The following is a 14,696-nucleotide window of genomic DNA, read 5'->3' on the forward strand; positions in this document are numbered from 1 at the left end:
GTTGAACGGTGCATCATTCACCGCCGTCACGCAGCTACAGGAGCACATCGATGCCTTCATCCGCGCCTACAATGAAAAAGCACAGCCCTTCGCCTGGACGAAGAAACGAGTCCGCCAAAAGCGGTTCAAAGGCCGCCGTATCACTCAGCTCTGATTCCGGGTACTAGCAATGACCCAGACGGCGATTATTGGCTCCGGCCCGATCTCGAATCCCATTCGGGAAGCGTTCTATACGACCGATTGAGTTCGACACCCAGCGCTCTTGCGCTCGCCTTAGAGCATGATCCGGAAAAGTGGGCACCGGTTTTCCGAAACGATCATGCTCCATAGAGCGGGACCACGATTCGAAGAAAAGTCATGACCTCTAGGCCTGAATCGGAATGAGGGGAGCCACTTCCCGATCCTGCGGTTTTTCGCTCGCCGCAAGGCCGGCGGCGACGCCGATGCGGTCTGCCTTGGGCCGATGCTGACTCATCTTGCGCTTGCCCTCGAACCTGGTGACCGGAATGCGCACCCCGACGATACCGCGCAGTTGCGCGGCGATGAAATCAGCGGGTGCGTCGCTGACAGCCGATGGGTTCGTACGCGACGTCTCATGGACGTTCGTCAGCCGTGTGACCACCTCGAGCAGACGTTCGGGCTCCTGGAAGAACTCGACCGGCCCGTACGCGTGGACGGCGATGTAATTCCATGTCGGCACCACCTTCCCGGTTTCTTGCTTGGTGGCGTACCATGAGGGCGTCACGTAGGCCTCCGGACCCATGAAGATCGCCAGAGCCTCGCCGTTCGGGGCCGCGCGCCATTGCGGATTGCTCTTCGCCAAGTGCCCGTACAGAACTCCGTGCTGTCCTTCGGTCTCCTCGAGGAAGAGCGGCAAGGGTGTCGCAAGCGGCCCGTCCGCGGTGGCCGTGACCAGGTTGGCGAGGCCGGCGGAGCGGATGGTCGCTCGGATGCTTTCGACTTCGTCATCTTTGAAGGCGGGGGGCACATACATGTCGGTTCTCCGTTCTCAGCCCTGACATAGACCCAGCTTGGCACGATCGAAACTGCCAGTTATCGCTGATTTTGCTCGTCCAGCTGTAGGGGCATGCGGCTATGACAATCGCCGCGAACGAAGCTAATCGACGGCTTGAGCCAGAAGCTGACAGCCGCGCTCGATCTGGCGGGTTTCCAGCGCGGCGTAACCCATGACGAGCCCGATATTGTCCAGCTGGCACCGGCGGCCCGGATGACGTTGATCGAAGAGGGGGCGACCGGATATCCTTCGCTCGCGACGCAAGAGGCGCTACGGGTCATCGCGGGAATGGTGTCCGAATGCACGCCGATCTTCCACTGGTCGGACATCGATCCGGACGGCACCTGGATCTTCCGCATGATCGAGCGCGCTATCGGACGCCCGATCCGTCCCCACCTCATGAGCATCGAAATCGCCAAGCGATCTGGACAAGTTCCGCCGAAAAAGGCCGCACCAGCGCGATGCCCATCGGATTCCGGCATAGCTGCGCTCGCCGCTTATCTGGCGGGGGAGGGCGCCAAGATCCTCGAGCAGGAAGAGCTCGACCCGGCCTTGCCCCAAGTCACCGCTCAGAGGTCAGCACTAGTCTAACTGGCCGAGAACCGTCGGTATCATGCGATTGAGAACCGTCAACTCGGTTCCAAGCGCATAGGAAATCGGATTCTCCGTTGTGACTTGAACGACAGTGCCAACCTTCAAATGCATGACTACAGGGTTGCCGGTCACGGGGGGCGCTGCGACGGTCGGGCAAAACGCGAGACAAAGGATGGACCTTGCCGTCTTGGTCCGGCGAAAGATGCAGTCGATCTTTGACTGACCGTTGTCGGCGACGATGCGAGCTATCATCTGCCGACAAGCTTCCGATGCGACCCCCATCGGGACTAGCCAGTCTGAAAAGTATCCGCCATCCGGCCAGATCTCGTGCGCTTGCTGAATCCCGATCTCGTCCTTGTTCCCAGTGGGGGGAAGGGGGTCATTCAATCCTTTGGGTCTCTGAACGATTTAGTCCTGCAGAAAACAATATGCGGTGTGAACTTCTTCATGTTGTGTGATGCTGACGCGGTGTCGCCGAGTCGAGACCTCGCCTCACTGGATTAACTGTCTCAAGGGCGCATGCTCGCGCAAATCCATCCATTGTGCACCGGTCGCAATTAGTTGTGGTATCGCTTGCGACGCAGCGCACGGGACTGCCAAAAGGTGAGGCGCCCCGGTACTTTGCGCGATTTTTGCAAGGCTGATCGCAAGGTGATCAATTGAAAGTTGTCTTGTCATGAACGCGCAGCGGACGCAGCCGAATACCGCCTATGCGATCTGCGGCTTCAACGATATTCCAAGCCAGCGCGCCATGGGCTTCTACCTCATGATCGTCGACGAAGACGGCAGCCACAGGCCGTGGCCCATTGTCGTGGTGCGCTGGGGCAAGCGGGTGTTTGGCTATCTCAACAAATGCCCGCACAACAGCGTGAATCTGGACTGGGAACGCAACCAGTTTTTCGATCCCCGCGGCATCCGGCTGATGTGCGGCAAGCACGGCTCGACCTTCGAGCTCAGCACCGGCCGCTGTGTCGACGGCCCATGCAAGGGCAGCCGGCTCACGCCGGTTGCGTTGACGGTGCTGGACGGCGATATCTGCGTGACCGGCGTGCGGCTTGTCGAGGAGGAGGTTTCCTCTGGCTAAAGCTGAAGCCGGCGCTCAGACCGGCCGGTTCTCGTTGCGGTTTCTCACGGGTTCCATCCTCTTCAGCCCTTCTTCGTAAGAGATCTCGTCATAGGACGCATCGACATCCTTGGCCGCGTCGAGCAGGTAGTCGAGCTTGCCGGGCGCATCGAGCTTCTTGATGTCATTCTTGTCGACCCCGACCAGGTCCATCATCTCCTTCCAAACGGTGGATTCATCGCACGGCAGCACGTTGAAGGTGATACCAGCGAGCTTGATTCGATATTTCGCCAACAGGTCTATGTTGTTGCAAAACATGAAGTAGCTGCCGTCAGGGCTTAGCGCGCTCTCAAGAACGTTTGCGACATCGGCAAGATAAGCGAAGCAGTGCAGATAGCCGGCCAGCACCGGAATGATGTTTTCGCCGACCTGCACGACCGTCAGTACCTGCTCGATCGAATAGTGGGGCGGCCGCTTCTCGTCCGCGACCTGGGCCTGAAATTTCAGTGCGATATCGCCACGAAAGCCGAACCGGCCCCGCTTGGTGGTCCCGCCCTTGAATATGGGATTGAGCAGGCGCCCTTCCTTCTCCAACCGGCCGAGCGCGGTGTTCTCGATTGCAGTCATCAAAAATCATCCCTCTATCCAAGACCACCGCCGGGCACCCCGGCGGTGGGAGACGCAATGCAAATCATTTGCCGCCGCGGGCGTAACCCTTTCTCGGCGGAATCCATAAAGAAGACACGCAAAGCCGCTGCGATCCCTCGAAGACCTTTGTCAGCAACCAGACACGCGTCGCAAAGCCAACAGCCCGATTTTGAAGAATGTGAGCAGTGTCAAGCGCCTGCGCTCTGGCATGCGACTTGCCAATTCGATGCAAATGACTCTGGAAAACAAAAGGTGCCATGATCAATCTGACGGATAGCGCAGTGAATGCGGTCAAGAGCGCGATCTCGGCTTCGGCCCAGCCGAGGAGCGGCTTGCGCATCATGGTCGAGGCCGGCGGCTGCGACGGATTCAAATACAAGATGGACCTCGCCGACGGGGCAAAGCCCGACGACACCGTCATCGAGCGCGACGGGATCAAGGTGTTCGTCGACAATAAGAGCCATGAGCACCTCGCCGGCACGACGATCGATTTCGTGGTGGCGCTGGAGGGCTCGGGCTTCACCTTCGACAACCCAAACGCTAGCTCGAGCTGCTCCTGCGGCAAATCCTTCAGCAGATGAAAAGAGAAATCAAAGCATGCTGGTCGAACCGGAACAGCTGAAGCAACGGTCGGTCGTTGAGACCGATCGTGAACAACTCATTCGGGCTGTGATCGAGGAGATTCGGCCCAATCTGCAACGCGACGGCAGAGACTGTCAGCTCGTTGGGATCGACGGCAGCAAGATCACGGTCAAGCTGACCGGTGCCTGCGTGTTCTGCAAGCTTTCAAGCGCGACGCTAGAAAGCATTCAGGCGCGGCTGGTCCAAGGGCTCGGCGAATTCGTTCGCCTGATCCCGGTCGCCGGCGGCGCCAATCCGCAGCATTGAGCGAGGCTCTGTGCCGATCTATCTCGACAACAATGCGACCACGCGGACAGATCCGTGTGTCTTGCAAGCCATGTTGCCGTTCTTCACGGAGCGGTTCGGTAATGCCTCGTCCGCCCACGCCTTCGGCAGCGAGATCGCAGGCCCGGTGGCCAAGGCACGCCGCAGCCTGCAGAGTTTGCTGGGAGCCGCCCACGATCATGAGATCATCTTTACTTCCGGCGGGACCGAGTCCAACAACACCGCCATCCTTTCTGCGCTCGCGACCCAGCAAGGGCGCGACGAGATCGTCACCACCTCCGTCGAGCATTCCGCCATCCTCACGCTGGTCGAGCAATTGGCGTTAACGGGCATCAAGACGCATGTGATCCCGGTGGATTCGCGCGGCCGCCTCGACCTCGAGGCGTTTCGCTGGGCGCTTGGACCACGCACGGCGATTGCGTCCGTTATGTGGGCCAACAACGAGACCGGCACGATCTTCCCGGTGGAGTTTCTGGCCGGCTTGGCGCGCGCGGCAGGTGCGCTGTTTCACACCGATGCGGTGCAGGCCATAGGCAGGGTGCCCATCGACCTGAAGGACAGTGCTATCGACATGCTCTCGCTGTCCGCACACAAGCTGCACGGCCCCAAGGGAATCGGCGCGCTCTATTTGCGACAAGGCACGAAATTCAGGCCGCTGATCTGGGGTGGGGCACAGGAGCGACGGCGCCGCGGCGGAACCGAGAACATCCCCGGCATCGTCGGTCTTGGAAAAGCTGCAGAGCTTGCGGCGGAGGGGCTCGAGCCGGAGCGTGTTCGCATTGCTGCGTTGCGCGATCGCCTGGAGCAGACGATTTTGCACAACGGCCGCTGCATCCCGCTCGGCGATGTCAGCAACCGCCTGCCGAACACGGCCAGCATCGCCTTCGAAGATCTCGAAGGCGAAGCAATCGTCCACCATCTCAACCGAGCGGGCATTGCCGCTTCGCTCGGATCGGCTTGCAGCTCGGGGTCAATGGAGCCGTCGCATGTGCTGCGCGCGATGAACGTGCCGGCAAGGAGCCTGCGCGGCGCGGTACGCTTTTCCCTCTCGCGTGAAACCACGGCCGATGACGTCGATCAGGTCGTCCGCGTACTGTCGCGCATCCTGGCTAATCTGCGTGCCATGTCACAAGAGCCTCCCAACCCCACCAGCGCTTCGCCCCAATGCACGAGTTGATCTTATGAAAGTCATGATTCGCCGCTCTCCGGAGGGCCTGTCGATTTATGTGCCGAAAAAAGATCTCGAGGAGCCAATTGTGGAATCGGAGCGCGAGACGCTGTGGGGTGGCTGGATCAGAATAGGCAATGGCTGGGTGCTCGATCTACCCGAGATGGCAAGCGACACGTCGCTGCCGATCACGATCAATGCCAGGAAGCGTGGCGAGGACGGCGACGGCCGATGAAGGCGATGGCGCAAACCGACTTCGTCAATGCGGCCGACGCGGAGGCGATTCTCACTGACATAGCGAGGAGGCTGCGTACCGCCAGCATTATTCCCTATCTCGGACCTGGCCTCGCTGATGTGTCCAAACCGGATGCGCCGATGACGCCGGACGCCTTGGCTGCTTTCTTCGCCAGCAAGGTCGCGCTGCCGCGCCGGGCCAAAGGCAACATCTGGGCGTCTGCGCAGCACATCGAGAGCAACAAGCATCGCACCACCGTGACGGCATTGATGGCGCCGGCCTTTGCTGCGCCGGTCGAGCCGACGCCGCTGCATCATCATCTTGCCGTGCTGCCCCTGCCTGTCATCGTCGATACCTGGTATGACGGTGCGATGCGGGGGCGCTTGGCAGGCGCGAGGGATGGGGTGAGGTGCAGGGTATCACCCGCGCCGGCCTCGGCGAGGACCGCTGGTATCGCTTCTATGATGCAGCGGGCGGAGAGGTCGACCATGATGCGGCGCAGAGCTGGAGCACGGTCCTCTATAAGCCGCACGGCGGCGTGTTGCCCGCAAGGAACTTCCTGATCTCTGACGCCGACTATGTCGAGGTCCTGACCGAGATCGACATTCAGACGCCGATCCCCGATGTGGTGAAAGAGCGGCGCAGTGGCCGAAGCTTTCTCTTCATCGGCTGCCGCTTCAACGATCAGCTGCTGCGAACTTATGCGCGGCAGCTCACCAAGCGCTCGGCCGGTGTTCATTACGCCATCGTGGAGCCAGATGTGCTGTCCAGGAATGAACTGCGTTTTCTGGTCGAACAGGGCCTGACGCCGCTTGCGATCCCGCTCCCGCGCGCGGTCGAGATCCTGCTCGCCGGCCGACAGACCGGTACACGGGTGTCGATGTTGCTCGCGTGCCGGCGCACGCGAGTTGTCTTTCGTTCGCGCCAGGGAATGAGTACGTTCATCTCTGTGTCGGGATCGAGACGCCTGGCACACTTCGAACATTGCTAATGTCGTGCAGAAGGCCGTCGCTTTCACGGCAGAGGGCGGTAAGCGGCTCAGCTTTTGACCTAGATCAAAATTGCTCGCAAGTCCGGCCATGGCACGCGAGTTGCAAATCTTCTTTTCAGTTTCCGCTGCAGGGAGAATGGAAGGATGAACGTATCAGCGCTGGACGAAGCAAGCTCGGCAGGGAGCGCGGTCGACATTGGCAAGGTCATGCAGATCGCCGCGCGCAAGGGCTGCGGGAGGTCCGGCGGGGGCAAGGCAAGCTGCGGCTCGCAGGCCGGCCAGGGTGATCTGCCGACCGAGATCTGGGAGAAGGTCAAGAATCACCCCTGCTACAGCGAAGCAGCGCATCATCATTACGCGCGCATGCATGTTGCGGTCGCGCCTGCCTGCAACATGCAGTGCAATTACTGCAATCGTAAATATGATTGCGCTAATGAATCGCGCCCGGGCGTGGTGAGCGAAAAACTAACGCCGGAGCAGGCGGCGAAAAACGTGCTGGCGGTCGCCTCCACAATCCCACAGATGACTGTGCTTGGCATCGCGGGGCCCGGCGATCCCCTGGCCAATCCGAAAAAGACGTTCAAGACGTTCGAGCTGGTGGCCAAGGCTGCTCCCGACATCAAGCTGTGCTTGTCGACCAACGGCCTGATGCTACCCGACCATGTCGACACGATCGCCCGCTTCAAGATCGATCATGTCACCATCACTATCAACATGGTCGATCCCGAAATCGGCGCCAAAATCTATCCGTGGATTTTCTACAACCACAAGCGCTACACCGGCCTAGAAGCCGCAAAGATCCTCAACGAGCGCCAGCTGAAAGGCCTCGAGATGCTCACCGAGCGGGGCATCCTATGCAAGATCAATTCGGTGATGATCCCGGGTATTAACGATCAGCATCTGGTCAAGGTCAACAAGGCGATCAAATCGCGCGGCGCGTTCCTGCACAACATAATGCCGCTGATCTCCGCGCCCGAGCACGGCACGGAGTTTGGTCTCAACGGGCAGCGGGGGCCAACCGCGCAGGAATTAAAGGCACTGCAGGATGCCTGCGAGGGCGAGATGAACCTGATGCGGCATTGCCGGCAGTGCCGCGCCGACGCTGTCGGCTTGCTCGGCGAGGACCGCAGCGCGGAGTTCACTACCGAGAAGGTTATGGCCATGGACGTCAAATATGACTTGCCGATGCGCAAGGCCTATCAAGCCAAGATCGAGCAGGAGCGCGTTGCCAAGCTTGCTGGCAAGCAGGAAGAGCTCGTCGAGCTTGCCAGCAAAATGAGTGACATCAAGCCCATGGTTGCCGTGGCGACGAAGGGCGCGGGCGTCATCAACGAGCATTTCGGTCACGCCAAAGAGTTCCAGGTGTACGAACTCTCCACGACGGGCGCCAAATTCGTCGGCCATCGCCGCGTCGATCACTATTGCCGGGGCGGCTGTGGCGAGGAGGAGCGCCTTGCCACCGTCATCAGCGCCATCAACGACTGCCATGCGGTATTAGTGGCCAAGATCGGCGGCTGTCCGAAAAGCAATCTGTTGAAGGCCGGGATCGAGCCAGTCGACCAATACGCCCATGAGTTCATCGAAAAATCAGCGATCGCCTGGTTCAAGTCCTATCTGGAGAAGGTGCAAAGCGGCGAAATCCAGCATACCGAGCGGGGCGAGGCGGCGATCCGCCAGGGCGCACTGATTTCGGCCGCCTAAGGGGGAAGGTCAATGCCGTTCAAGATCATCGCCTCGCAATGCACGAGCTGCTCGGCTTGCGAGCCCGAATGTCCCAATGTCGCAATCTCGGAGAAAGGCGGAACGTTTGTCATCGATCCGAAAAAATGCACCGAGTGCGTCGGCCATTTTGACGAGCCGCAATGCGTCGCGGTGTGCCCGGTCGATAACACCTGCGTCTTGGACACCTCGTTGCCGCGCTACCAGGCGCGCGCGTAAATAGGGGCCGATCCCATGACCTTTGCGCCGGCGCCCAGCGCTGAAAAACTCGCGATTTTCGCGCTGCGCACCGCTGGCCGCAGCTTCCGCCTCGCCGTTACAGGCGGTGGTTGCTTGGATTTGTCCGCCAAGACAGGTGTTGCGCCGGCACCTCGGCCCGGTCAGCAAGGCCTCCAGCGGAACGGGCTAAGATTGCCTCAATTCGGGAGCCGCTAATGCTTGGCGGTGTCACGATCGATTTGACCGACACTGCTGCGCAGAGCGGGCCGATCTTCCAAGAAGCAGGTGTGCTGCTCCAGCGATACCGCAAAGGCTGCCCATTAGAACAGGAAAGCTGCCAATGAACCTCGCTGGGGCCGGCAATCCGCTGTCCGGGAGCGAAGGGGCGCTGATTGCGCGCACGCTGCTCGGCGAAGGCCTGCCGCGCGAAGCCGAGGATCATCTGTGGCAGGCCGGGCTCCTCTATCACGTGGATGCGATCGCGGAAAGCCACCTGCACGAAGCGCAGGCGCTAGCGCCGGGCCACGCCGCCGTCCTGATCGGAATCTACCGCTTCTATTTCTACAAAGGTCGCTTGGCCGAGGCGTTGGAGGTGGCAAAGCTCTGTATCTCCAAGGCAGCGCGCGAAAACGGTCTCGCTGACGATTGGCGGCGGGTCAGCGCGGGCGACGCTGCTTTCGATTGCTACGAGAACATCCTGTCGCGCTTCTATTTATTTTCGCTAAAAACCTACGCGTACCTGCAGCTGCGGCTCGGCAATCTGGATGAAGGCCGCGCGGCCGCCAGCAAGCTCGTGCAGCTCGAGCCGACCGACAAGATCGGCGCCAGGGTGCTCCTGGACGTGCTGCAGCGGATGGGGCAGGACGATGACGATTGACATCGATAAGGCCCGCGACTGGCTGGGCAACGAGGTCGACTGCGGCAGCTGCACTCATATCGGGCTCAGGGCCAGCGGCGGCTGCCGCTTGATGCACGCCTGCGTCAACGACCGCTATGCTCGCCGCATCGACCGCTTCTTCTACTGGAATCCGGCGCTGGCCGACGCCTACATCACCCATCCACATTTTGAGGTGCGCGCGATCGCAGCCAACCACGCCAGCGTGTTTCTGCTGCCGATGCTGCCCGACGATGCTGAGGAAACCGTGCGCTGGAACGCCGCGCGGCGCCTGCCCAAGCGCTTAGTGCTGCGGCTGCGCAACGATCTGCATCGGAAGGTTAGGATGCGGGTTGCGACCTTGCTGGATGGGAGCTGGCGCCGATGATCTCGGACCAGGACTATTACGTCCGCCTGGTGGTGGCGAGCCGGATCGCGCGGGCGCTGCTTGGGCGTCTCATGAGCGATGACGAACCCGAGGTGCGCCGCGTGGTTGCGATCCGTGTTCCCAATGAGTGGCTGCTCGGCATGGTCAATGATCCCGATGGCACCGTGCGCCTCGAGATCGCACGGCGGCCGAGCTAGCGGAATTGACCAAAGACGAGGACTCGATGGTGCAGGAAGTCGCCCGCGCGCGCGTGGCCATCCGGCCCGAACGACCGAGGAAGAGTGGGACATGAGCAACATCGTTCGCGACAGCGAGGTGGTCGAGTTGACCGGGCCGCCTTTCTTCAGCTTTGGCGAAAAGGTGCAGGCCAGCCGTACCATCCGCAATGACGGGACATATGCCGGCAAGGAGATCGGCGAGATCCTCGTCAAAAAGGGGGAGGTGGGTTACGTCGTCTCAATCGGCACTTTCCTGCAGCAGTTCTACATCTATGGCGTTCAATTTCTCGAAAGCGGCAACCGCGTCGGCATGAAGCGCAAAGAGCTCGAGCCGGAGGTGGGGCGCGATGAGCTTTTGGATCTGCCATTGCCTGAAGAGGCCGGCCCATGATCGCCTCGAGACTGCCGAAATACCAATGGGGCCAGCGCGTCAAGGCAGCGGTCGACCTCATCAATGACGGCTCGTTTCCCAATGCACCGGCCGATAGACTCCTGATCGGCGCCGGAGGGATCGGCGAGATCGTGCAGGTCGGCAGGCATAGGGAAGGCAACGTGCCAATCTATCTCGTCGAGTTCGGCGAGCGGATGGTCGTCGGCTGTCTTGAAGAAGAAATCACAGTGCTATGAGGGGGCCTTTGGCGATGAATGCCGCGGTGATGAGAAAGGCAGCGGTCAGGATGATCCCTCACCCGAACGAGCTCGATTGCAAGCGGATCGAGCGCGCCTTAAGCGCGCGCAAGCGCTATCGCTATGTCTCGCCGCATGTGAAGGCGGTGAGGGGGCTATCTGATCGAGAGTCCCTGCTGCTCTCGCAATATCGACGCCGATGGCGGCCTTATCGATGCCGCGCTGATCCACTACGACATGGTGTGCGGCATGTGGAAGCTGTTTCGCAAGAACCACGCAAACGGAATCTGGGAGTTTTATAGCATTTACCACCGGCTGACCTCGGCGATCGAAGATTTGAACACAGATCCCGAGCGGCTGTTCTGGCTATGAAGCTTATTTAGGGTCCAATTATATGGGAGACGCGATGGCGCTTGGCACAGACGAATTGATGGAAATCGAACGGGTGCTCGCGGCGGCGCAGGCTGATGCAGATCCGGTTCTCGAGTTGCGGCGTCGCTTTCCGCACCTCGCCGCGACACGCTGTGATGCCTCTGACGTGACGAAGCGACCATTCCGGAGTCTTCCGAATTTCGATCTGCATCTGATCGATGGCTGCGATCGCTGCCTAGAGATCACGGCCGATCCGGTGCGGGCGATTGGCATCCTGCTGGCGGCAAGGAGGATCGGACGGTGATCGGCGTTGGACTGGTAGGGCATCGCGACGATGGCACGGACGCGGTCGACGCCGATTTACCCTTCATTCCGCTCTCAGATCCCGATATCACCTCCGCCGAGCTCTCCGCCGTGGAAGCGCTGCTGTGTTCGCCACGGGTCTCCAATGGGCCCATCACCGAGGCCTTCGAGAAAGCCTTCGCCGCCTACCTTGGGCGCAAATATGCCGTTGCCGTCCCCAGCGGCACCATCGGGCTTCTGCTTGCACTAAAAGCGCTCGGCATCGGACCCGGGCAGGAGGTGATTGCCTCGCCTTATTCGTTTCGCGAGGTAGTGCATGCTATCAGTCTCGTGGGCGCGAGGGCCGTATTTGCCGACGTCGACTATTGGTCGGGAGCCTTGGCTCCGGCGAAGGTCGAAGAGCGTGTCACGGCCAACACGCGGGCGATCATTGGTGGCAACCCCAATGGCCATCCGGCGCCATGGTCGGAGCTGCGCGCGATCGCGCAGCGCCATCAATTGCCGCTCCTGGAGGATTCAACCGAAGCGATCGGATCGCGATACAAGTTCGAACTCGTCGGCCGCTTTGGCGATATCGCCGTGTTCGACTTCGCCCAGCCACTGGCCCTGACCTGCGGCGAAGGCGGCATGGTGGTGACCGACGACATCGACATGGCCGTTGGCTTGCGCCGCCATCGCGCGCATCGGCTGGATGAGCGCTCCTCCGTTGTCGTCAGCAGCGCAGCGCCCCACCAGGCCGGCATGAGCGATCTCACAGCCGCGCTGGGCCTTGCGCAGCTGAAGCGCCTCGAGGAGATCCTGGAGCGGCGCCGACTCGTCGAACAGCTCTACAACGCGCATATGCAATCCTTTGAGGGTATCAAGCCTCCCTATGTCGGTCCCGATGTGACCGAGGTGAACTGGTTTCTTTATCTCGTCCATCTCGGAACGCGCTTCGCGCGATCCAGCCGCGACGCCATTGTCGATGACCTCCGCATCGAGCAGGTCGAGGCCGCCGCTTATTGCTATCCCTTGCATCTGCAGCGGCATTATTTCGAACTTGGCTATCGTCATGGCGATTTCCGGGTTGCGGAAAAGATCGCCGATCGCGCCCTGGCACTGCCGTTTCACAGCCACCTCACCGACGAGCAGATCGAGTTCATCGTGGAGACGATGAAGGACGCATCCATCAACATCGGCGCTGGCGCCAGCGGGTTTTGCATCGATGGCCCTTGTAACGGAAGAGCCCTTGAGCCGGTTGCGCTCGCCGTGATCGGCGGCGACGTCTGCCTGTGTGCCGTGAAGCTGGTGGAGGACAACGGCTTTCCCGGTCCGTTCGAGGATGGCGACGAAACCATGGACATCATGATCCATCCAGATTAACAGGCTTGATCTCATGAACGTGGACTTAAGGAGTCTTTTAAGGGAAAGCGCCGTCATTCGCATGAACATCGGCGCAAGTCTGTCGCGTATCGCTGCGTTCGGATTTGTTAGGATCAAGGGCCGGGCAGGCCGGCGGGTTATCCTGTAGCCCAGCATGAATGGTACGGCGATGCTCGAACAGCGAGACGCGCATCCATTCGATGTTCGCGTGCGTTGGTGGCTTTGCGAGGATCAAACGCCCGGTCGCCAGCTCTTATCGCGCATGGACGCATTACCCTGAAACGGAGATCATTCGCGCCCGCATCCGAATGATCTCGGCGGCCCAAGGAGGTGTTCAAGTGCTAGTACCCACTTTTCTTGGATCGTGAGTCGTGCTTCAAGATATGGATGATACCCGAAGCAAGAGAAGTCCACCTTTCGCGGAAAGATCGCAAGGTGCTTGAGGCGTGCTGTCGCTCCCCTTGCAGCGCGATTTGAAGCGGGCGCGGATCGTTCTGTTGGCGGCGGATGGGCGCAGCACCCGATCGATCGCCAAGGAAGTTGGGGTCCAGCCGCGGATTGTCAGCCTTTGGCGGCATCGTTATGCCGACCAAGGCCTTGAAGGGCTGCAAGACAAGGCGCGACCGGGCAAGCAGCCGATCTATACGAAGGCCACCGACAAGCGGATTTTGAAGCTGCTGGACAAGCCGTCGCCGGAAGGGTTCGCACGCTGGACCGGGCCCCTGCTGGCCGAGGCGCTGGGCGATGTTGACGTCCAATATGTCTGGCGGTTCCTGCGCAGCCACAAGATCGACCTCGCGGCTCGCAAGTCCTGGTGTGAGAGCAACGACCCGAACTTTACGGCCAAAGCCGCCGATGTTGTCGGCCTCTATGTCGCCCCGCCGGCGAAGCCCATTGTGCTGTGCGTGGACGAGAAGCCCTCGATCCAGGCCTTGGAGCGAACGCAGGGTTATCTGAAGTTGCCCAATGGCCGCGCCTTTCAGAGGATCGTGAGCAGGGATTTCGCGGGATCGTGAGCAGCTTTTCAGTGGCTCAGTCCGCTTCGGCCGATAACTCAGCCGGCTTAGGAACTGCCTCGTCAGTGAACGAGGAAGGCCGATGCCCACCCAGAGATTGTCGATGCGCCGGATCAAAGAGGTTCTCCGCTTAAAACATGTTCAAGGCTTGCCGGAGCGAGCCATCGCGCGCACCCTGGGCATCAGCAACGGTGCCGTGCACAGCTATCTGCGCCGAGCCGGAGCTGCCGGGCTGAACTGGCCGTTGCCGGCCGGAATGACCGACGAGGACCTGGAGCTGCTGCTTTTCCCTGCGCCGAAGCCGGCGTCGCAGAGCCTCCAGCGGTCCGCTCCCGACTGGGGCTATGTCGACAAGGAATTGCGCCGGCGCAATGTGACCCGTCGGCTGCTGTGGGACGAGTATCGCGCCACCCATCCTGATGGATTCGGCTACACATGGTTCTGCACGACCTACGAGGCCTGGAAGGGGCGTGCCCGGCCTTCGATGCGGCAGACCCATCTGGGCGGCGAGAAGGTTTTCGTGGATTTCGCCGGCGACACCATCGACGTCATCGATCCCTCAAACGGGGAAGTGCAGTCGATGAAGCTGTTCGGTCGCGGCGATGGGCGCCTCCTCCAACTATACCTACGCCGAGGCCTGCCCAAGCGAGGGGCTCGCCGACTGGATCCGCCTCCACATCAACCTTTTCGCCTCCCTCGGCGCGCGCCGACATTCGTGGTCTGCGACAATCTCAAGGCCGCCGTCACCAATCCCGACCGCCACGATCCCGGCCTCAACCGAACCTATGCCGAGATGGCGAGCCATTACGGCACGGCCATTCTCGCAGCCCGGCCGCGGCGCCCAAAAAGACAAGGCAAAGGTCGAAGTTGCGGTGCAAGTCGCCCAGCGATGGATTCTGGCGCGGCTGCGCAACCAACGCTTCTTTTCGTTGGCGGAGCTGAACGCAGCCATCAAAATACTCGTCGTCGAACTCAATG

At 60.8% G+C, this 14,696-nt stretch carries 15 protein-coding genes and 6 pseudogenes; 19 read left to right on the forward strand and 2 right to left on the reverse strand.

The features are described 5' to 3' along the window. Window positions 1–154: pseudogene (locus ACZYOF_RS36750) on the forward strand (IS630 family transposase); the annotation flags it as partial. Window positions 155–364: 210 nt separating this feature from the next. Here ACZYOF_RS36750 and ACZYOF_RS36755 read toward each other — a convergent pair. Next, entirely contained in the window at window positions 365–994 is a 630-nt protein-coding gene (locus ACZYOF_RS36755; RefSeq protein ID WP_028169022.1) for an FMN-binding negative transcriptional regulator, read from the reverse strand. A 135-nt stretch (window positions 995–1,129) separates the two neighbouring features. Between ACZYOF_RS36755 and ACZYOF_RS36760 the strand changes: the two genes are divergently transcribed. Both ACZYOF_RS36760 and ACZYOF_RS36765 read left to right on the forward strand, forming a co-directional pair. Beyond that, a complete protein-coding gene (locus tag ACZYOF_RS36760) occupies window positions 1,130–1,606 on the forward strand; it encodes a Wadjet anti-phage system protein JetD domain-containing protein (RefSeq protein WP_463718826.1) in 477 nt (158 codons plus the stop codon). Between the two features lie 679 nt (window positions 1,607–2,285). Beyond that, the gene (locus tag ACZYOF_RS36765; RefSeq protein ID WP_028169019.1) at window positions 2,286–2,693 is read left to right on the forward strand and encodes a Rieske (2Fe-2S) protein; all 408 of its coding nucleotides are present in this window, start codon (window positions 2,286–2,288) and stop codon (window positions 2,691–2,693) included. A gap of 15 nt (window positions 2,694–2,708) precedes the next feature. Here the strand turns inward: ACZYOF_RS36765 and ACZYOF_RS36770 are convergent, their stop codons facing one another. After that, a complete protein-coding gene (locus tag ACZYOF_RS36770; RefSeq protein ID WP_028169018.1) occupies window positions 2,709–3,299 on the reverse strand; it encodes a hypothetical protein in 591 nt (196 codons plus the stop codon). A gap of 278 nt (window positions 3,300–3,577) precedes the next feature. On the opposite strand from ACZYOF_RS36770, the gene ACZYOF_RS36775 reads away from it, so the two are divergent. The 16 genes and pseudogenes from ACZYOF_RS36775 to istA all read left to right on the forward strand — a co-directional run. Beyond that, window positions 3,578–3,901 carry a HesB/IscA family protein gene (locus ACZYOF_RS36775; protein ID WP_028169017.1) on the forward strand — a complete coding sequence of 108 codons (324 nt, stop codon included), beginning with the start codon at window positions 3,578–3,580 and terminating at the stop codon, window positions 3,899–3,901. Window positions 3,902–3,917: 16 nt separating this feature from the next. Next, window positions 3,918–4,208: a NifU family protein gene (locus tag ACZYOF_RS36780; protein ID WP_028169016.1), complete on the forward strand. Its 291-nt coding sequence runs from the start codon at window positions 3,918–3,920 to the stop codon at window positions 4,206–4,208. 10 nt (window positions 4,209–4,218) lie between these two features. Then, window positions 4,219–5,403 (forward strand): cysteine desulfurase NifS, encoded by a 1,185-nt coding sequence (gene nifS, locus ACZYOF_RS36785; RefSeq protein WP_028169015.1) that lies wholly within the window; start codon window positions 4,219–4,221, stop codon window positions 5,401–5,403. Window positions 5,404–5,407: 4 nt separating this feature from the next. Beyond that, window positions 5,408–5,629 carry a putative nitrogen fixation protein NifT gene (nifT, locus tag ACZYOF_RS36790; protein ID WP_028169014.1) on the forward strand — a complete coding sequence of 74 codons (222 nt, stop codon included), beginning with the start codon at window positions 5,408–5,410 and terminating at the stop codon, window positions 5,627–5,629. Further along, a pseudogene (locus ACZYOF_RS36795) lies at window positions 5,626–6,485 on the forward strand (SIR2 family NAD-dependent protein deacylase); the annotation flags it as partial. The gene nifT and the pseudogene ACZYOF_RS36795, both read left to right, overlap by 4 nt. A gap of 279 nt (window positions 6,486–6,764) precedes the next feature. Further along, window positions 6,765–8,321, forward strand: coding sequence for a nitrogenase cofactor biosynthesis protein NifB (nifB, locus tag ACZYOF_RS36800; RefSeq protein ID WP_463718827.1), 1,557 nt, complete (start codon window positions 6,765–6,767; stop codon window positions 8,319–8,321). A 12-nt stretch (window positions 8,322–8,333) separates the two neighbouring features. Continuing rightward, window positions 8,334–8,558, forward strand: a complete 225-nt coding sequence (locus tag ACZYOF_RS36805; protein WP_028169012.1) for a YfhL family 4Fe-4S dicluster ferredoxin — start codon at window positions 8,334–8,336, stop codon at window positions 8,556–8,558. A 340-nt stretch (window positions 8,559–8,898) separates the two neighbouring features. Beyond that, the gene (locus tag ACZYOF_RS36810; protein WP_463718828.1) at window positions 8,899–9,435 is read left to right on the forward strand and encodes a hypothetical protein; all 537 of its coding nucleotides are present in this window, start codon (window positions 8,899–8,901) and stop codon (window positions 9,433–9,435) included. Then, window positions 9,425–10,112 (forward strand): annotated as a pseudogene (locus tag ACZYOF_RS36815) (4Fe4S-binding leucine-rich repeat protein). The gene ACZYOF_RS36810 and the pseudogene ACZYOF_RS36815 overlap by 11 nt, the downstream one beginning before the upstream one ends. Continuing rightward, a complete protein-coding gene (locus ACZYOF_RS36820) occupies window positions 10,109–10,429 on the forward strand; it encodes a nitrogen fixation protein NifZ (protein ID WP_028169010.1) in 321 nt (106 codons plus the stop codon). Before ACZYOF_RS36815 ends, ACZYOF_RS36820 begins: the two are co-directional and overlap by 4 nt. Next, window positions 10,426–10,665 (forward strand): nitrogen fixation protein NifZ, encoded by a 240-nt coding sequence (locus tag ACZYOF_RS36825; RefSeq protein ID WP_028169009.1) that lies wholly within the window; start codon window positions 10,426–10,428, stop codon window positions 10,663–10,665. The genes ACZYOF_RS36820 and ACZYOF_RS36825 overlap by 4 nt, the downstream gene beginning before the upstream one ends. 14 nt (window positions 10,666–10,679) lie before the next feature. Beyond that, window positions 10,680–11,037, forward strand: a pseudogene (locus ACZYOF_RS36830) (DUF3024 domain-containing protein). Window positions 11,038–11,071: 34 nt separating this feature from the next. Beyond that, window positions 11,072–11,341: a DUF6129 family protein gene (locus tag ACZYOF_RS36835; RefSeq protein WP_463718829.1), complete on the forward strand. Its 270-nt coding sequence runs from the start codon at window positions 11,072–11,074 to the stop codon at window positions 11,339–11,341. Between the two features lie 11 nt (window positions 11,342–11,352). Next, window positions 11,353–12,702, forward strand: coding sequence for a DegT/DnrJ/EryC1/StrS family aminotransferase (locus ACZYOF_RS36840; RefSeq protein WP_463718830.1), 1,350 nt, complete (start codon window positions 11,353–11,355; stop codon window positions 12,700–12,702). A gap of 387 nt (window positions 12,703–13,089) precedes the next feature. Then, window positions 13,090–13,679, forward strand: a pseudogene (locus ACZYOF_RS36845) (IS630 family transposase); the annotation flags it as partial. Window positions 13,680–13,800: 121 nt separating this feature from the next. Next, window positions 13,801–14,696 (forward strand): annotated as a pseudogene (istA, locus tag ACZYOF_RS36850) (IS21 family transposase); the annotation flags it as partial.

The sequence above is a fragment of the Bradyrhizobium sp. LeoA1Lang genome (genome assembly GCF_055413685.1).